This is a genomic window from Paenibacillus sp. 1781tsa1, from assembly GCF_024159265.1.
Classification (GTDB): domain Bacteria; phylum Bacillota; class Bacilli; order Paenibacillales; family Paenibacillaceae; genus Paenibacillus.
Genome location: NZ_JAMYWY010000001.1, coordinates 3,172,291 through 3,190,469, shown reverse-complemented (window position 1 = coordinate 3,190,469; position 18,179 = coordinate 3,172,291). Strand labels below are relative to the sequence as shown.

The following is an 18,179-nucleotide window of genomic DNA, read 5'->3' as shown; positions in this document are numbered from 1 at the left end:
TGAATGGATTCATCATATCTCAGAAAAGATTTAACTAGCGCGAACGGACCCTGAATGGAAAAAAACAATCCCCGAACGGTAGGTTCAGGGATTCTCGGAGTGAAATGGAAGCACCACCATGTTGTTAAACTTCCGATGCTGATGCTCAATGCTCATATGTCCACCATATTTCTCGCACATTCTCGATATATTGGTTAGCCCGATCCCATGGTACTCCGGATTGGGCTTCTCACTTTTCAAATCAACGATCGGTTGCTCTACATGATTCATAATCTGGATGACAAGTGCGGATGATGTGGAGTGAATGGCAATGAGGACATATCGATCCTCCGCCTGTCTAACTTTCTTGGAGGCCTCAATGGCGTTATCGAGCATGTTACCGAGCACCACACATAGATCATATCGATCAATCTGGATATGTTGCGAGTGAAGCTGGATTTTGGTATCGATTTTGATTCCATTTGCCTGCCCCATAGCCAGGGTATTCGTAACGAGAGCATCAATCACCAGATTGCCGGAGTTCACCCGCTGATATGCACCTTCAATGGTATGTAATGTAGACTTGATATGGTCACCTGCCGCCGCCAATTCGTTACGTTTGATACATTCTTCAATATACAGAAATTGCTGATTGATATCATGAATGATGGATTTAATGTTTTTGAAACTGTGAACGGTCTTCTCATAGTTGGCATCCTGGTAGTCCATCTGACGCTGTAACTGGCTATTTTCATGCGTAAGCTGTACCTTTTCCACCATATTATCGAATACATAAACAATGAACACATTGAGAAATAGAGAGCCTAGTACAGAAAAAACGTAGAAAATGTTTTTTTCACTATAGATGGAGGCCACATTGATCTGATAGATCGTAATGATCGGCACGATGAGAAACAGCAAATAATAACGATAATGCACAGCAAAACTTCTACGTTTGGCGACTAGACGGACAACTTGAATAACAATGAACATGATACTGCAACCTAGCAGCATCACCTTGGAGAGAATCCAGTGGTTTTCTCCATTGAACTGTTCCCAAGAGATGAAATCTCCAGTCGATTCCAAAACGCCGAGAATATATACAGCTATCGTATTCGCCATCGTAATTAAGACCCCGTACAGGATGGTAAAAACAAGCTTGATTTTAAGCTCCACATCATAGGATTGTGCCAGACTGAAGATTAATACCAGGGCAATCGCTGTCGAAACGATGTCGGAGAAGGAAGTTGCCAAATAAAAATAATCCAGGACAATAAATGCCATGAAATAGATCGCTCTCTTTGGCTTCCGCTTGGACTTGCCCAGCACAGAATCAAAATAAAAATTCGCCTGAAACGCCATGAGCAAGGTCACGAAGATGATGGAAAAAATCATATAGGTATCCATATCATTGAATCCTCATAATCATAAATTTAGTGTAAGCGTCTTTAACTTCCTTGACTTTGGATCGGCCTATGGGCAGCTCTGTCCCATTTAACATAACGACTTGAGTACCGGAAAACTTCTGCACATGCATCAGATTAATGATAATCGAGCGATGAATCTGCAAAAAACCATGTTCTTTCAAACCGGTAGCATAGCTTGATAGAATGCCTTGGGTCTCATGTACATGTTCCTGTGTCACAAAATTCAATTTGTTCTTGATCGTTACACTTTTGACCACCTCAATCCAAAGAATATCATCATATTTCAGCAACAGTTCATCATAATCTGACTTGATTAATACATACTTTTTGTCCAATGCCTGAAAATATTGACACAGCTTGATCATCTTTTCCTCGAAAACGTGCGGCTGTATTGGCTTGATCAGATATTGAAAGGTGATGACATCGAAGCTCTCCACCATGTATTCCGGATAACTGGTCAAGAATATAATCTGTACATCCAGAAATTTCATGTTCCTGATCTCTTTGGCGGTCTGAATCCCGTTCATTTCGCCCATCTCCACATCCATGATGAGAATATGAAAGGTATCTCCAACCTCTCTATAGTGTGAGAGTAATTGTTCGCCAGAGGTGAATAAGCTAATTTGAAAATCAAAATTGGTTTTTAAGGATAAGGAAATCAGCATTGATTTCACACGTTCTCGTTGCTGCTCCTCATCATCACAGATTGCAATATTAAACATGGAGGGACATCCGCCTTTCATCAACATCGACTCTGAATTTCACTCTCGAATATACTATTTTAGCATAGGTTTCGGAATCGAATTGGGATGAAATGCAATATTCTGACCCTAAACTGTAAGAGAATAAAGAATGTCAAAGACCCCTCCACGAATGGAAGGGTCTTATAAGCGCATATTTCAAAAAAAATATTTAAGAATAAGAAATCTGCTGCCTCTTCTTCACCAGTCTTAGATAAACAACTGGCGCAGTTCCTCGACTTCCAAACGGGTAGCTGGCTGGTACGCCGGACTTTGTACATAACGCTGGAAGCTATATAACAATTGTCTTCCCTCCAGCGTAGTCAATAGACTCTCCAGATTCAGAGCACCCATCAGTACTCTCCCATTCCGCACCCTACACTCCATCAATAGTCCGAGCTTATGGTTCCGTTCAAAATTATCAATGGTCTGCACAATTGGTTGCAGATCTTTACTCAGCTCATCCAAGATGATCGATGATGATTCGGAAACGATGCTCCACCACGGATAGGTCGAGTATTCCTCTGTGACAAAATGTTCGAAGGCCGGATGGTCCTGTTGAATCAACAAGCCCATTGTGCCTACAGGTACTTCTCTTTTCATATTCTCCGATATCGATCGGAACATCGGGTAAGACCAGAAATCGGTGCTATAGAAACCTTGAATCGCGTGTTGCATCTGATTGGGGTTCGGGAAAAGTAAAATATCCTCGCCCTGCTCAAGCAGAGCCAACGCTTGGTCCGATAGCTCGGTAAAGAGGTTAAGACCGCTCAGATCCACTTCGAGTTGATCCGGGTAGATCCACAAGTCGTAAGACTTACGGATATCCGTGCCCGGAATGGATAATTTCAGCTCCACTTTGGTCATATTGGAGACATCAGGGATACGAATACTAAGATCCGTGATACTCACATAATGTTCTCCATGGAACGCTGGTAAGTCAGCTTTCCCTTCTACAAGGATACCATCTTGTTGCTGCTCGCCTTGTAACTCCCATTTCAGTTGAAGTCCATCCAACACTTGTCTCCGGAAGTAACTTAGTTCAATGCGCACTTCGAACAATTCACCAGCTCGATAATTATATTTGGGGAATCTCGCGAGCAGCACCGCATCGGAACAGAACGTTCTCCACTCCTCAGGTGTAATCATGCCTTTGGAATCCATGAATGCGTCCAGTATACCTACCAGCGCTGTTCCCTGACCACTGAAATCCTGGAGATCCAGCAGCTGGAACCCGGCTAATTCCTTTGAACGAAAAGCCGCTTCCAGTTCCTCTTTGTAACATGCGACCGCAAGCTTACCAGAGGCTCTGAAGTAGGCTTCTGCCAGATGTCCCAACCCTTTGGCTTCCAGGCGTTCTCGGAACACTTCGAAGTTCTTCGCTTTAAGGGAGCCCGTATACTTGTTGATCTCCTCGAAATTGGGAAACGTGGCGTACTGTCCAATTTCATGCGAGATGATCGGTACATGTGAGACGAGTTGATCACTTCCGGCTTCAGCCTGCACGGTTTTGGAACCTGTGCCATACTGGATTTGAATCTCTTTGTCCCCCGTTTGACCAGAAGGGTCAGCGTCGCTGCCTTGCTCAGGTAGAATGTTTGAATCGTAATCTTTCAACGTATTTGGCATATCGGTTTGCACGTGACCAAGCGGAGCATCACACATCGCATAAGATCCCCTGAACAACCGTTCTTTGGAGAACCGCACCCCGCAGAAGAATTCACTCTCCTCCAGAATGTCCGGCACGAACTGAAAGTTATTCGAACCTTCGGTATATAGATGACGATGATCGTATGCTTTGTATGCCTTCAAAATGGAATTCAGTCTGTCCTTACTGCCCCACAGTTCATTTCCCAAGGACATCATCACAAACGAAGGATGATTACCAAAAGCTCGCAGCATCGCAAACCCCTCGCTGATCAAGTAATCCTGCTCTGCTTGATTATGCCCCTCTGTTGTTTCATCCGTAATAGTTCCCCAGAACGGGAGCTCAGGCTCCATATAGATGCCTAACAGATCCGCAGCAATAAAAGCAGCCTCTGGAGGACAACAGGTATGGAAACGGTAGTGATTAATACCGTAGGACTTGGAGATGCCAAGAATGCGAACCCATTCATCCACATCTGTTGGCGCATATCCTGTGAGCGGAAAGATCAGCCCGTCATGTTTGCCCCGAAGAAACGTTTTGCGACCATTAATCGTGAATTTGTCCCCAGCTGCCCGGAATTCCCGTAATCCTGTCCATACTTCGGTGGAGTCCAGTATTTCCCCGTTCTCGTCTTGCAGCTGAATGTGAAGTTGATACAGATTAGGCTCATCATCACTCCATAACATGGCATCTTCACCAATCTGGTACGTCAGCTGGATCTCCGGCGAATCAGGGATGAAGATCTGCTCCTCCGTCGTATGAACCGGATCTGCACTAATAGCAACAGCGGATACCCCGATTCGCACGCCCTGCAGATCACCAACAAATGCTGCTTTAATATCGAAAGCTCGACTCGACAACACCGGGTAAACTTGAACATTATGCAGATAAACACGCTCAAAAAACTGAAGTTCCATTTTCCCCGTGATCCCGTTCCAATTCGTCTGCGTGTCTTCGGATGTAAGGTGCCCACCTTTGGTTGGATAATCGGTATTATCTACTCGAATCGTAATGGTGTGAGTACCGGCGGTTAGCCCTGCCTCCATCTCATAACGGTGAGGTGTGTTCAGACTGTTTTGCGTACCCCATTCAACCCCATCGATCCAGACCGTGGTAACCCTTGTTCGTTCCAGATGCAAGAAGCAACGTTTATTCGCTAGATGTTCGGGAATATCGATCTCACGTGAAAACCAGGCATATCCTTCAAATAAGTACTCATCTGTCAGCGCACCGATTAACACATGTTCGTTTCTCTTGCCTTTGGCCGCGTGAGATGTGGTATTGGGCAATGTAATGACGTCTGAGAAATTCAGACCTCGCTCTACCTTATGTTCATCGAGTTGAAGTTTCCAGACACCTTCCAGATTAAGTGCAGCTATCATCATGTTGTCTCCTTTTAAGTTCGTCTAATGGATACAAGTAATCGCTTCCAAATAACAGAAACCGTTTTCGGTAAATCATACCTGTATTATAAACTTGATAGCCCCCCTCGCATAGGTCCTATGAATAAAATAACGCACCTCTTTTCAAAACACAGTCTTTAAAGCTAAATAGTATCTTTTATCATTTGGACGAATGATTATAAATTTTCTAGAACATCGTCAATATTATTCCATTCATAGGTCAGTTCGTTTAACATTTTTCCACCGATCCCAATTTGACTTGTTTTGACTAATTCAGCACCAAAATGTTCATAAAAATAGCGAGTTTTATTTCCCTCAAGAACGTCAACAAATATCCTGTTATAGCCCAATTCTTTGAAATGTTTGAACAGTGCTTTGAATATCTTCCTTCCTATGCCCTGTCCTTGATATTCCTCAAATAGATAAATAGAGGTTAAGTCCCCCGAATTCGTCACTTTATTGGTTTCTCTCTTAAAAGCATCTGCGAAACCTATGATTTGGCCTTCTGTATTTTCTGCAACAACAACATAATTATCTTCTTTTGCAATGTTTTTCGTCCACAGTTTTGTTCGTTGTTCATAAGATAAATTCTTTAGAAATTCATCTGAGATAATGCCTTTATAAGTTGTTCTCCAACTATCAACATGAACTTTCGCGATACCTGATGCATCATTTAATATTGCTTTTCTTATTATCATTTACGCCCCAACCTTTCCTCGTAGATTGATGACTTCATTATAGAACATTTTTGTAAGCAAATATCAACAACGATCTTTAACATAGGCATTAAAAAAGTCGCCAATACTGGCGACTTCTTGAGATACATATGCTGTATCCTGAACAATTTTAGAATATGGTGGGAATCATACCCCCGTCCATACGGATCGGAGATCCTCTAAAGGCTGAAGCATACGGGCTGCATACAAAAGCGGCGAGTCTGCCTATTTCACTTGGCTTGATGAATCGCTGTAATTCAGACTGAGGCAGATTGCTTTTCATAAATTCCTTCTCTTTTTCCTCGAAAGTCAACGTCTCATCTGGGTATATGCCATCAATGATCTCACGCACATTCTCAGACAGGGTTGGCCCTGGCATGATCGTATTGATCGTAACTTGGGTGCCTGCTGTCAGTTTGGACAAACTTTTGGATAATGACAGTAGCATTGACTTGGTCATGCAATACTGAGGCATCTGGCCTGAGGGCATGAGGGCTTCTTCACTTGCTATGAAAATAATACGACCGTCATTGTTCTTCATCATTTTAGGTAAATAAAATTGGGACAGACCATTGGCCGCCAGAACATTGGTACGGAAATATTTTTCCCACACTTCATCGTTCACGTCTTCATAACTCATGATTTCATATATGCCCATGCTATTGATTAATATATCAACTTCAGGAAATTTCTCAAATAAGGCTTGGCGTTGCGCCTGATCAACAAGATCAGCCGTTGCCTTTTGCGGAGAGGTGTCTGGAAAAGTGGTCTTGATTTCACGAACTGTTCGTTCCACCTCTTCATCATTGCGTCCATTAATCAGCACATGAACACCTTCTCGGGCGAGTTCCATGGCAATCGCTTTACCGATTCCTTTTGTTGATCCTGTAACTAAGGCTGTTTTCTCTTTTAGTCCCATATCCATCCTTCATTCTCCTTCTTGATTACAACTATCCGGCAGCGGCTTCTTGAATATTGCCAACAGCTTCATGCACCGGATAGTTATAATATTACGAGGTCTGAAGGGCTCAGTAACTAGCACCTTGCGCCAGAGTTATTGCCTGACACGCCAATTCGAAGGTGTATCTCCTTCCCAGGTCCGGAACGCACGATAGAACGAATTCTGGTCTTCATATCCAACCAGGAATGCTACTTCTTTGATATCGAGCGAAGGATCTGCCAGGTACTCCCGGGCCTGCTCACGTCTGGCTTCGGTTAATAATTGCTTGAAATTTGTGTTCTCTTCCGTCAGTCGCCGTTGCAAGGTACGATCACTCATGCGAAGCTCTTTGGCGACCGTCTGGATGTCAGGGCGTTTTCCTGTGAGGTTACGTTTCAAGATCCATTTGACCACTTCAGTAACGGAACGACTGCTCTTCTGTTCATCCAGCGACCGATCCAGAGCCGGGGTCAGAATCTCCAGTAACTCCTCGTTATACGAGAGAAATGGAAGACTCAGATCTTTTCGCTCTAGCGTCAGCCGATTATGGTTGGAATTCGTATCGACTCCGCAGCCGAAGTAAGCCTCAAGGGTATATACGTTGCCCATAGGTTGGGAGAATTCGACCCTTTTGGCCATCAAAGGCTGGCCTGTGCCCCTCCGTCCAAGTTCGAGCAGAAATACCAGTGTAATACCGACCAGTAATGGCGGACCCGGTACCTCCTTATGTAACCATTCGAGTTCAATGATACATTCCTCCCCCGCTTCGGTAAGCTGCAAACTCTCGGGAGGGCACATTTGCTTGTAACGAACCATTCGATTTAACGCATCATGATAATCACGAGCATGGTACATCGCCAGCACAGGCGGAGGATACTTCGATATCTCATATCCGGTTGCAAGTTTGATGATGCCTTCGGCAGTTTCTCCAATGAGATCTGAATAAGCCTGCCAGATTGCATAGTACTGAGATTGAGTCACTACAGGTTTATTTATTGTCTCAAGAGATAGTTGTGCTGTGCGAGCGATGTCTTCTGCACCAATCCCTATTTGATGTAATCCGGCCCAAAAGCCTGGGTGAACTTTAATTCGATCATTCGGTTGAGATTGCATACATCCAGACTCCTTTTACTTGTTCCATTTTTCATTCTGATTTCTAATTATAGAACGGACGAAGCTATTTTTGAATCTTACCTCGCAGAGCCACTTCCCATCACCATAACATAAATGGAAGAGGCCCTTGCTGTTCAGCAGGGACCTGTTCTACTCTTCTAGAAATCTTTAACCGTTTCAACCGCATATTGCGGCAGAGGATTGCCAGTTAAGGTTATTTTGGTGATTGCAATCAGTTGTTTATCCGACATGAACAGCTTTAGGATTGTTCCTTTGGTCGTTAGTGTATCCGTCACTTTAAGTGTTTCAGTATCATACTGTTTAATCAAGCGATCTTTTCCTGTGAAAAAGGTTTCCTTATGCGCTGAATGTACAGCTACATAGTCAAACGGATCAATTGCAGTCACATATTGCATATTACTTGCAGAGTTATTGGTAGCGGACAAAACCGTACCGGCTCCGTTTAATACGTACTTTCCATCAGGTGAAATGCCAATAACCGTTGAGAACTTGTAATCACCGTGATATGGAGAATCCTGGTTACCAGTAAACTTGCCATCCACTAACCGAAACATCTCAATATCTCTCGGCGAAGCATCGGAGTCAACAGCATAGATCCGATCTTCCGCTGGATGCAGGACCATGTGACTTCCTTGTCGTATGGTTGCACTGGAGATCTCCTTCTTTGTCGCCCGGTCATAACTAATGATAGAGGTCCATTGCCCGGAGCCCGAATTAACGTAGACGTGACCGGAATGATCTACCTCAATCTCATATGGATCGATTCGAGTATCCCACTGATCTTTGATTTTAAGCGTGTCAGCTTCAAGTACAACGATCTGTCCTCCCTGCTGCTCATCAAAGCGGTATGAACTGTAATCAGCATTACTGAATATGACATAGATCTCACCATTTGCATGCAGAAGCTTTCTTGGAGGAGTACTGAATGAAGTGGACTCTGCCAGAACCTTATTGTCAGCGTAGCGATAAGCAAAAATCGTTGATTGGTTCTCATCAATTGCATAGACAACGGAATGATTCGAATCTGGAATGGCTTCACGTACTGTTCGGCCCATTAGATGAACATTCTGGCTAACAGTTGATGGCTGTTCTACAGTTGGTTCTTGTTCCGTCACTGCTGTTTCCCTGAATTGATCTTGGTTAAGCACAGGAATGGACGAAAAGGATAATGCCGTGTATTTCTTGATCCAACGGGATGCATAATCAATGGGAATAGCAAAGTTCAAATCCCCTTTTTCTATACCCATTGTATTTACCCCAATGACTTCACCTTTCATATTAAGCAATGGTCCTCCGGAACTGCCGTTGGTGATGGGAGCCGTAGTCTGTATCAGCCTGTCACTTCCGTAGTTTCGAATACCGCTAATGATCCCTGTCGAAATCGTGTTTTGAAGTCCTTCAGGATTACCTATGGCTACTACAGGCTGCCCCGTAGTAATTTTGGTCGTCAGTCCTACATGAAGCGGAGGAATATTTGTACGCATGGATGTTTTGACTATTGCCAAATCGAGATTCTCATCCGCTGCAATGACGCCTTGTACGTCATAATACTGGTCCTGACTCGTCTGGATCATATAACTGCTGGAATCAGCAATGACGTGATAATTGGTTAAAAACAATCCGTATCCGATCGATATGGCACTACCGAATCCGAGATAATTATCATCCTTGTCATACGACTCCAGCATGACTACACTCTGTTCCAGACGGGCAACTTGTTCTGTGGACAATGTTTTACCCGTATATGGATCTTTCGAATAAGGAGCAAGTACAAACTTCAAGTAATCAACGATTTCTCTATCCCGTTTTGCATTAAGAATAGTGGTATTACTTACGACGATAATGCCCCGGTCAAAAAACACCTTTTTAGCAAACGCTTCGCTTACAGCCCTTAACGGGATGAACACTCTGCCTTCTTTGTATTGTGCCGGAGCATCCAATGCAAAAGATTTGCCGTTAATGAACATCTTGCTGCTGCCTAATGTTACTTTGATAGATTTACCTGAGGCTTTAATTGTAGCTGTGGACGTTTTCGAATCCCATGCCACTTGTGCTCCCAGACTCTCGCTTATGAAACGCAGAGGCAGGAGTGTCCGGTTATTTTTAACCAGAGGAACGATATTAAAATTGGTTTGGTCAATCAATGTGTCCGTATTATCAACGACTGCGTTTGGGCTGCCAAGCGAGAGCATGATAGCCCCTTGGAATGTTGCATTAAAATCAAACGAATCTTCTTCTGCGTAACCTGTAAAAGGTGTACATGATAACCCCAAAATCATGGTTACCATTATAACAAGTGTGCGTTTCATCATTTTCTTGCTGTCTCCTCGTGATGTCAGATGATAGGCTGTTGCCTTTGACAGTTTACAGGAATTCTACCTATATTTCCTCTGGTATTATATTGTTTTTATTTACATATATCGGATAATCATGGAGCTCGAGTGGATCGCGGGAAGGAGACCGCATTATCCTTCCGGATCATACAAAAACACGACTACCCATGAATGGTCAGTCGTGTTCAAGTCAATCATTCAATATATTATGAAAGAATACCATTTTACAATGTTAGCTACTCGTTCAACGCGGTTTTGATCAGTGCGTTTACCCGTGAATTAAACAGCAGACCGATATGGGATACAAGGGAAACAGAGATGTTGTTCGCCCCGTTCAACCGCGAAAGTGCTGGGGACACAATCGTGTCACTGGTGGAATAGATCGAAGTCACCTTTATCCCACTAGGTGCTGTAGATGTGGTCAATCGATTAGCCCCACCAAGGGTAATTAATTTGTCCACTTTGGAAGCGCCGTCACGGTTAAGTATGTAATACAGACTATTCGCTCCGCCCATGCTATGCGCTACAATGTTAACTTTTGTGTGACCTGTTTGTTGCAGTACATCATCTACAAAACGACTAATTGCTGCGGAGTTCAATAGTTGGTTTCCTTGTTTGCTAGGGAGGTCAATGGCAAATAGTTCATCTCTCGTCCACCCTTGACTACGCAAATAACTCTCAATTGCTGTAAAATTGCTATCTGAACCAGTCAGTCCATGTACCAATACAATGGGTGTACGTGCCGTAGCTGCGGAAGCCTGTGAACTGGATCCTATCCCAGGTACCGATACAGCAAGGATCAAACTCATGAATACAACAAGTAATAATTTAGCCTTTTTCACTTAATCCAACCTCCTGTAAAATGATTTATATTCCATATATTACAAGATAACATATGGAATATAAATGAATCTTTAGTCTCATTTTTACAGTAATGTATAAATTTCACTTCGGCTAACTTGATTGCTTTTTATCAAACTCTAGTTCTCTACTTCCTATCCTTCAACGATATCTGCACGTAGATCGGTTGCAATCTCAATCATTTTGGGTACAATAGCTTCGTTAGAAATAGCTACATAGATGTCCCCCATGTACAAACGAAAAGCAATCTGTGTTCCCTCAAGTTCCCACATAAAAAAATCCCCATCGATGGACATGGTGCTCTCTGCTCCAACAATGTGAAGAACCGGTGAATAGGTAAATTCGGGCTTGGACTCGAAGTAGAGTTTGCACTCTTCCAGGGAGATGGATTGTTCCGCATTGCTATCTTGTATGGACCGGGTAATTCGAAAACGCTGATTCATTGAGATGCCTCCACCACTTTATATATTTTTCATGTTCTACAGCATTATATTTTCTCATTTCCATCTTCCACTGTCAAAACCATACATGCTCTATTCTTCGAATTCATATATACTGAGTACAGTGCACAACGAATTGCTACAATCAGGAGGCGTCAAATCAATATGTTAAAAACAGAATTCATTGATGTACTATCCATAGTCTCACATAAATTATATGATTCAGCTGCTAATGTCATGGACACGGCAAGCAGGTTAATTCCTGCAAATACGTTTTGTATCGCTCAGTTGGATCATCTCTCCACCAAAGTTCTGAATGTATATAATCGCGACAAATTAATCCTGGGTGAAGGGCTAGTCGTTGATAACGCCGAGTCATACTGTGCACTCGTGACAGAACATGCCCAAGGCCCGTTGGTAATTAATAATAATCTGACTCATCCGTTAACCAAACATATGGACGCTACAGAATTCGTAGGCGGTTGTTCATTTGTCGGTGTGCCCATACATAATGAGAACGGAGAAATTTACGGCTCCCTTTGCTCATTTGATCAGGATTTCTATTCCTATCAAGAAAAAGACGTGGATCTGCTTCTCTCCTTGTCTTCATTTTTCACAAGCCTTCTGGAGATGGAAACGACGCTGCAACAGTTAAAACATGCGGAAGAAACCGCTGCAAAAGTGCTGGAAGAGAAGAAAAATCTCCTAGCCGTCCTTAGCCACGAAATCCGTACCCCGATGAATGGTGTTCTTGCCATGGCCAATCTGTTGCAATCGACCAGGCTCAGTGAGGATCAATCGTTATATGTTAATGTCATTGAATCAAGTGGCGCCAGCCTTCTGTCGATGATGGATCAAATTCTGGACTATTCCAAAGCAGAAGCTGGTGCGATCTCTCTGGAGATCAAGCCCTATAGTATAACTGAAACTGTTGATCATGTATTACAATTATTCTCTTCTGAAGCACAGAAAAAAGGAATTCGTTTATATGCAGAGTACAATATTAATGATCATTTGATGCTTATGGGCGATCAGCATAAAGTTCGTCAGATTCTCATCAATCTTGTTGGGAATGCGCTTAAATTTACGGAGAATGGTGAAGTATGCATCTCTACTCAGGTAACTGCTGATACCGAAGGTACTCTCCATGCGTCCTACGAAATAAAGGATACAGGCATCGGCATCCCGCAGGATCGCCAGGATCTGTTGTTCAAATCCTACTCACAGATTCATGGTAATTCAGGAAAGTATGGCGGAGCGGGGCTGGGCCTGTCCATCTGTAAACAACTCGCCGAATTAATGGGTGGCGTTGTATGGCTTAAAGATTCCAGTGATTTGGGCAGTCAGTTTGTCTTTAATATTTCCAGCACTGCACCCACCGTCCAAGCGAATATCTGAATGATGAATATATTATTCTATCTGAAACAGATAGGAGGTATATACATTGACGCAATTTCTAGACGCACGGACATCCCAGAATGCCGCCTTGTTTAATTCCATCTCCATACCGATTCCAGTGATTAATACACCTCAACTATTTGCACAGATTGGTCTGCAAACGGCTGGAGCTGGAGCCAATCTACGAGTTTCATTAAAAGGAACCATTACGGTGCGACTACCGCTTGCACTCTTTCAAGTTAGAATTACTATTGTTAGAGGCACCGTTGCTACGGATCCAATTGTGTACTCTGCTAACTTCACGTATGGGCTAAGCGGTCTCCTTAACCCCGAAGTTATTGTTTTCTCTGCCAACGACTACAATCCACCGATCCAGCCACAAATAACGTACACTGCTTTTATCAGTACTAACCTGCTCGGAACGGTGAGGGTGGGTCCAGAAAGTTTCGATGGATTTATCGTTTCGGATTAAAATGCATGTGTCCACCTGTTCCCCCATACTCTTAGCCTGTATCAACATGGGCTAATTGGTATGGGGATGTTTTATTTCTGTCGAATTAGTTTCCAAAATAAATATCTAGTTTGCCGGTAGGCGGTGTTGTAGCCATCCAGACGGCTGCCAGATTATCAGGACTAACCGTAGCTGCCGCTATGTAATCTCCGATCAGAATCGTAGGCATCGGTGAGTTACCATTGGGATTAAACGATGTGGTTGTAATTCGACGGTCGGTGAAGCTCGCCCCGCCATCGAACGATTCTGCCACAAAAACGTCCAGAAGGAACCCGTCAATTCGGTTGCTGTAATAAATAACCCTGATCGTCCCGGCAAACGGTGATACGGTTATGGAAGGAAAGAAATTCTGCGTGCCTGGAGGGGCACCTGTAATACTGATCGGGTCTGACCACAGGAGACCATCTGGAGATTCGCAGAGTAATACATTGGTATAGCCAGCTCGTGCATCATTCCATACGGCATATACGGTTCCACTGTTAGGTCCAACGGAAATATCTGCTCCTAGACTTAGATTGGTCTGTACCCGAAAAGCGTAATTCGGTACAGGTAACGGCGAAGGTGCTGGCACAACGGATGATATAAACGTTGCCTGTCGCTCGATTGGGGGCTGATAAGTAATTCCTCCATCGTATGAAATACGCAAAAGCGCAGAGGGACTGGCAGGCCCCGTTATGATATACCCTGCATAAACTTCACCCGAGAATCCAACAGTCAGCGCTGCCCGGTCATGAATTCCTCGCGGATTCGACTGTCGGTCAGGTGGCTCCCAGGTTAGCCCCTGCGAGACCGACCGTTGTGTAAATATGGCGGAAGAAGTCGTAGCAAGTGGTGTATACCCTACATATGCGTTGCCTCGATATGGGCTACCCGGAGAACGGTCTACAGCAATGAAAGGCTCATCATTATGAACAATGGTACCGAAACCCGCCTGCACGATAACCGGTGGCTGCCACGTTAGTCCATCGTCAAATGAGGTGTAACTTGCAATTGTCCCATCATTAACTCCGTTAAACAAGTGAACGGTAACGATAAAGGTATTGGGAAACGTATAATCTATTGTGGGTGCCTCTGCTCCTGCATACCCTGCCGGTTGAGGAAGTAGAGTAGTGGACCATGTACTGCCACCATCAATGGAACGATAGAATCCAGTCAATGTCGGTCCGGTACTGGTATCTACGGCGACCACGCACATGACATTGGGGGTCAGCGTGTTAACCGCAATGGAAGGTTCGAATTGGTTGCCTGCTAATGCTCCAGTAATATTCACAACTACCATCTGCTCATCTCTCTTCCTTTAAGGGATATTTGTGAATCGGTCAATTAATGTCATCTCGGATTGGAGCACACGCTGGATGATCTGACCTGTAGAATCAACACCATATACATGAATGATGGTGCTTGTAGCGCTAAAATAATCACTTTGCACCTCGAAAAAAGCGGCGTTGATCAGTGGATAGATTACGGTTCTAGTCGCTTGAGGCAATAATTCAAACAGATCATGACCAATAGGTACGCGCGCAGTTTGAGATGTGTCCCATCTGAAAACTTCAAGCTCAATATTAACAGGAGCATTAAGCGAGTCATTGATGCATGTCACAATGAGCTGAGTGGATTGAGTTGCACCCGTGGTCGGATTGTATATAAAACCCGTAGAGTTTGGCAAAAAGCACACTCCTTCCGCAATGTATAGTAAAGTATATTGCGATTCTTGCTGCCAGTATGACTAATCTTCGACTCTTATATTGGAACCATATGAAAATTTTGTTATGCTACATATGCTAGATTACTAGATTACTTTTAAAACAAGAATCTACTATTATGTACCGAGTTGGAGGAAATAGACGATGTTCATTAAACGTGTTGGAAAAATTGCTGCGGCTACAGTGATAACTCTCTCTGTCCTTGGAAGCACCCCAAATATCGGTGGAGCCTATGCTGCTCCGGCCATTACCGTTCAACTGGACGATGTCCCCTTAACGTTTGATGCAGCTCCACGCATGGATAAGGGTGTCACTTATGTTCCGTTTCGGACGGTTGGAGAGGCTCTTGGTATCAATATAACGTGGAACAGCAAAACGCAGACTATAAAAGCAACGAATACTGTCAAAGGTCAAACCACCGAGGTAGTATTAACGGTAGGCAGCACTACAGCAACCGTAAACGGAAAGAACGTAAAACTTCCTGCGCCACCAGTTCAGCGGGAAGGACGAGTGCTTATTCCGCTCAGTTCATTCAGTAACCAATTCGGTGTACAAGTAAGCTGGAATCAGTCAACCAAGACGGTCTCCCTCGTCTCCCCACAACGCGAGATGCACCTGAGAGCCTTCTATGCATTGCAATCCTTTCAAGAAAAGGATCTCATTACTTCCATGAATTCTGTAGCATTTGGCTGGAGCCGCATTGATCGCGAAGGTCAGTTTACACTCCAGGGGGAAGAGTACCGTCTTCCTGCTGCTGCGGGTGATATTACGCCGCAGTCCATCGTTGCTGACGCAGCAGATCAGCATATCCAACCGCAATTAATGGTATATGCATTGGACGGAAACGGCGAACTGACCAAAATGTTGAGTGACACCAACCTGCGTCAGAAATCGATTGATGGTATAACCTCTGCTGTTACTGAGCACGGTTTTGGCGGAGTGGTTCTGGATTTTGAAGGCCTTGGCTTTCGATTGGATGCGGCTCAGCAACAGAAGTTGCTCAATGTTTATGTGAAACAATTAAAGAGTTCCTTGCCTCAGGATACAGCCTTATCACTAGCAGTCCCGCCTCTAAATAGTGCTTATAAAGGTTATGATTACAAGACACTTGCCTCTATTGCAGATGACCTTATTATTATGGCCTATCAGTATAATCCGGTTGGCACCAAATCTCAGGTACCTGAGCCCAATAGTCTTGTAGATCAGGCGATTCAATTAGCCATACAGGCCGGTGTCCCGAAGAGCAAGCTTCTGCTCGGGATCAGTCTAGGCAGTGAAACGCCCTCCTCTGTAGATGATAAGCTCGGTCTTGCCAAACGTTATGACCTCAAAGGAGCTGCGTTCTGGCGTCTGGGTCTGTTCCGTTCCTACAATACAAAGATGGAAGATGCCGTGAACGCTTCTGTGATCAAAGAATAGACATCTTTAAGTGGATGCAGCTCACTTAAAATAAAAGAAGGACCTCATCTCTGGTACGTAAAGACGTGGTCCTTCTGTTCCATATTCTCACTTCATTATTTTATCCACGCTTCCAAATACAAGCTTCATAACCTGGGTAGGACCAGGAAAACGGGGCTGAAAGAGAAGGATGATCCCAATGGCTGTCGTCACTGCAGTAATCCCCGCACTCACTATTCTGGCTCGCTTCTCTTTGCTACTCTTCCACTCTCCATACATTATCGCAGCCGCCAGCATCAAAATTCCAAGGATTGAGCCTATTTTCATACAATCACCTCATTTCTCAGGCTTATAACAGGAGCAATCTCTGTTCAATTTTCGTCCTCATCAGGTATCCCCTGCGGTCCTGTTGATTTTCCGGTACGTACTACATGTGCATCCACTTTGACTTCCACGTCCAATTCAGGATAGAGGGTTTCCCAGTTCTTCTCCTGCTTCTTCCATTGATTTGGATAATATCTACGAAATTCAACAGCAAATTTGAAGAAATCGGTGCGCAATTCCTTCTGTGCCATCTCTAAAGCATCTTGAGCCAGAGTTGTAAGCTTAGCTGACCATTCCTGTTCCAATTTAGATAACACAGCAGGATCAGTCAGATCGGCCTCCGTCGTATTTAACACCACTTCTCCCCGGGTTTGGATGTCGACCTTCATACTCCACTGTTGGTTTACAATCCGAGGTTTTAAGACCGTTTGGATTTCAATGGGCTGGATCGAAAAAGAACCTTTTAACGGCTTAATTTCAACAGGCATTATAATGTTGTTCAGTTCTTTTGCAAGTAATAATACACCTACACTTAATGGTTCTTTGACCGTCTTGACGTAGCGATCCTCCTTATACAAGCTCAAACCTTTTACATATGGAGTGGTTGTCAGTTTATCCTGATCGGGCTCCGGGGGTAAGATTAACATGCGAGACAAGATGACGGAGCTACCTGGACCTTCGATCGATTTACCTAGTTCAAGAGCAGTCATCCGTGTACCCAGCTTCATATTGGCCATTTCTCGCAATGACTCTGCAGAACTTCGCTCCAGAGGATCAAGCAAGGCAAGGATATCTTTCGCCGCCCTTTCGCTGGAAAAGACATATGCATGTTCCCTGAATTGAGGGTAGCGCAAGAAGAAATCGATGTACTCTCGGATACCACGTTTGCCGGCTTGCTCACTAATGATGATGACTTCGCAGTGGCCCCAGAACATATTCCGGGGAACCTTACGTTGTAACCGATTCAATGCCTCGGCAATTGTAAGTCCTTCCGCCGTTCGAATCATCGTAACCCCGCTTGGACTGCCTCCGCTCCCACTGCTATCTCCTGCACTGGCCTTTCGCGGAATGAAAATCTGTGAAGTCAGTTGTACTTTGCCATCTTCGTAATCTATACCCGTAGCCAGCACAATAGCCAAATCGTTAATCTCAATGCGATCCCAGCATCCACTTAAAAGTACACAACACAATATTGGCATTAGTAGTACTCTATATATTCGCAAG

The 18,179-nt window shown here is 44.0% G+C and carries 16 protein-coding genes; 3 read left to right on the top strand and 13 right to left on the bottom strand.

All coding sequences use genetic code 11. The annotated features are described in order from the left end of the window. Window positions 1-84 precede the first annotated feature (84 nt). From NKT06_RS14235 to NKT06_RS14195, 9 genes are all read right to left on the bottom strand, one after another. Window positions 85-1,386 (bottom strand): sensor histidine kinase, encoded by a 1,302-nt coding sequence (locus NKT06_RS14235; protein WP_253435382.1) that lies wholly within the window; start codon window positions 1,384-1,386, stop codon window positions 85-87. 1 nt (window position 1,387) lies between these two features. Beyond that, window positions 1,388-2,128, bottom strand: coding sequence for a LytR/AlgR family response regulator transcription factor (locus tag NKT06_RS14230; RefSeq protein ID WP_253435379.1), 741 nt, complete (start codon window positions 2,126-2,128; stop codon window positions 1,388-1,390). Between the two features lie 228 nt (window positions 2,129-2,356). Further along, window positions 2,357-5,179, bottom strand: a complete 2,823-nt coding sequence (locus NKT06_RS14225; RefSeq protein ID WP_253435376.1) for a glycoside hydrolase family 2 TIM barrel-domain containing protein — start codon at window positions 5,177-5,179, stop codon at window positions 2,357-2,359. A 194-nt stretch (window positions 5,180-5,373) separates the two neighbouring features. Next, window positions 5,374-5,895, bottom strand: coding sequence for a GNAT family N-acetyltransferase (locus tag NKT06_RS14220; RefSeq protein ID WP_253435373.1), 522 nt, complete (start codon window positions 5,893-5,895; stop codon window positions 5,374-5,376). A gap of 148 nt (window positions 5,896-6,043) precedes the next feature. Next, a complete protein-coding gene (locus NKT06_RS14215; RefSeq protein WP_253435369.1) occupies window positions 6,044-6,838 on the bottom strand; it encodes an SDR family NAD(P)-dependent oxidoreductase in 795 nt (264 codons plus the stop codon). 129 nt (window positions 6,839-6,967) lie between these two features. After that, window positions 6,968-7,966, bottom strand: a complete 999-nt coding sequence (locus NKT06_RS14210) for a helix-turn-helix transcriptional regulator (protein WP_253435366.1) — start codon at window positions 7,964-7,966, stop codon at window positions 6,968-6,970. Window positions 7,967-8,124: 158 nt separating this feature from the next. Then, on the bottom strand, window positions 8,125-10,299 hold the full coding sequence (locus tag NKT06_RS14205; RefSeq protein ID WP_253435363.1) for a stalk domain-containing protein: 2,175 nt from the start codon (window positions 10,297-10,299) through the stop codon (window positions 8,125-8,127). Window positions 10,300-10,556: 257 nt separating this feature from the next. Then, window positions 10,557-11,129, bottom strand: coding sequence for an alpha/beta fold hydrolase (locus tag NKT06_RS14200; protein ID WP_301290355.1), 573 nt, complete (start codon window positions 11,127-11,129; stop codon window positions 10,557-10,559). A 186-nt stretch (window positions 11,130-11,315) separates the two neighbouring features. Continuing rightward, complete coding sequence (locus NKT06_RS14195; RefSeq protein WP_253435357.1) at window positions 11,316-11,624, bottom strand: hypothetical protein; 309 nt, start codon at window positions 11,622-11,624, stop codon at window positions 11,316-11,318. A gap of 162 nt (window positions 11,625-11,786) precedes the next feature. Here NKT06_RS14195 and NKT06_RS14190 point away from each other — a divergent pair, with 162 nt between their 5' ends. Together NKT06_RS14190 and NKT06_RS14185 are read left to right on the top strand one after the other, a co-directional pair. Continuing rightward, window positions 11,787-13,019 (top strand): GAF domain-containing sensor histidine kinase, encoded by a 1,233-nt coding sequence (locus NKT06_RS14190; RefSeq protein ID WP_253435354.1) that lies wholly within the window; start codon window positions 11,787-11,789, stop codon window positions 13,017-13,019. A 46-nt stretch (window positions 13,020-13,065) separates the two neighbouring features. Continuing rightward, entirely contained in the window at window positions 13,066-13,491 is a 426-nt protein-coding gene (locus NKT06_RS14185) for a hypothetical protein (protein WP_253435351.1), read from the top strand. 85 nt (window positions 13,492-13,576) lie between these two features. Here NKT06_RS14185 and NKT06_RS14180 read toward each other — a convergent pair whose 3' ends face one another. Together NKT06_RS14180 and NKT06_RS14175 are read right to left on the bottom strand one after the other, a co-directional pair. Beyond that, entirely contained in the window at window positions 13,577-14,809 is a 1,233-nt protein-coding gene (locus NKT06_RS14180) for a sialidase family protein (RefSeq protein ID WP_253435348.1), read from the bottom strand. Between the two features lie 18 nt (window positions 14,810-14,827). Further along, window positions 14,828-15,196: a hypothetical protein gene (locus tag NKT06_RS14175; RefSeq protein WP_253435345.1), complete on the bottom strand. Its 369-nt coding sequence runs from the start codon at window positions 15,194-15,196 to the stop codon at window positions 14,828-14,830. Between the two features lie 181 nt (window positions 15,197-15,377). Here NKT06_RS14175 and NKT06_RS14170 point away from each other — a divergent pair, with 181 nt between their 5' ends. Next, window positions 15,378-16,652 carry a stalk domain-containing protein gene (locus tag NKT06_RS14170; RefSeq protein WP_253435342.1) on the top strand — a complete coding sequence of 425 codons (1,275 nt, stop codon included), beginning with the start codon at window positions 15,378-15,380 and terminating at the stop codon, window positions 16,650-16,652. An 87-nt stretch (window positions 16,653-16,739) separates the two neighbouring features. On the opposite strand, the gene NKT06_RS14165 is transcribed toward NKT06_RS14170, so the two are convergent. Then, window positions 16,740-16,958 (bottom strand): hypothetical protein, encoded by a 219-nt coding sequence (locus tag NKT06_RS14165; protein WP_253435339.1) that lies wholly within the window; start codon window positions 16,956-16,958, stop codon window positions 16,740-16,742. A gap of 44 nt (window positions 16,959-17,002) precedes the next feature. Then, window positions 17,003-18,178 carry a Ger(x)C family spore germination protein gene (locus NKT06_RS14160; RefSeq protein ID WP_253435335.1) on the bottom strand — a complete coding sequence of 392 codons (1,176 nt, stop codon included), beginning with the start codon at window positions 18,176-18,178 and terminating at the stop codon, window positions 17,003-17,005. Between the last annotated feature and the right edge of the window lies 1 nt (window position 18,179).

Excerpts from the sequence above, each read along its gene's own strand:
- NKT06_RS14195 (WP_253435357.1), bottom strand. The coding sequence starts at position 11,624 with ATGAATCAGCGTTTTCGAATTACCCGGTCCATACAAGATAGCAATGCG.
- NKT06_RS14170 (WP_253435342.1), top strand. The coding sequence starts at position 15,378 with ATGTTCATTAAACGTGTTGGAAAAATTGCTGCGGCTACAGTGATAACT.
- NKT06_RS14225 (WP_253435376.1), bottom strand. The coding sequence starts at position 5,179 with ATGATGATAGCTGCACTTAATCTGGAAGGTGTCTGGAAACTTCAACTC.
- NKT06_RS14235 (WP_253435382.1), bottom strand. The coding sequence starts at position 1,386 with ATGGATACCTATATGATTTTTTCCATCATCTTCGTGACCTTGCTCATG.
- NKT06_RS14200 (WP_301290355.1), bottom strand. The coding sequence starts at position 11,129 with ATGAGTTTGATCCTTGCTGTATCGGTACCTGGGATAGGATCCAGTTCA.
- NKT06_RS14165 (WP_253435339.1), bottom strand. The coding sequence starts at position 16,958 with ATGAAAATAGGCTCAATCCTTGGAATTTTGATGCTGGCGGCTGCGATA.
- NKT06_RS14220 (WP_253435373.1), bottom strand. The coding sequence starts at position 5,895 with ATGATAATAAGAAAAGCAATATTAAATGATGCATCAGGTATCGCGAAA.
- NKT06_RS14180 (WP_253435348.1), bottom strand. The coding sequence starts at position 14,809 with ATGGTAGTTGTGAATATTACTGGAGCATTAGCAGGCAACCAATTCGAA.
- NKT06_RS14205 (WP_253435363.1), bottom strand. The coding sequence starts at position 10,299 with ATGATGAAACGCACACTTGTTATAATGGTAACCATGATTTTGGGGTTA.
- NKT06_RS14210 (WP_253435366.1), bottom strand. The coding sequence starts at position 7,966 with ATGCAATCTCAACCGAATGATCGAATTAAAGTTCACCCAGGCTTTTGG.
- NKT06_RS14230 (WP_253435379.1), bottom strand. The coding sequence starts at position 2,128 with ATGTTTAATATTGCAATCTGTGATGATGAGGAGCAGCAACGAGAACGT.
- NKT06_RS14190 (WP_253435354.1), top strand. The coding sequence starts at position 11,787 with ATGTTAAAAACAGAATTCATTGATGTACTATCCATAGTCTCACATAAA.
- NKT06_RS14215 (WP_253435369.1), bottom strand. The coding sequence starts at position 6,838 with ATGGATATGGGACTAAAAGAGAAAACAGCCTTAGTTACAGGATCAACA.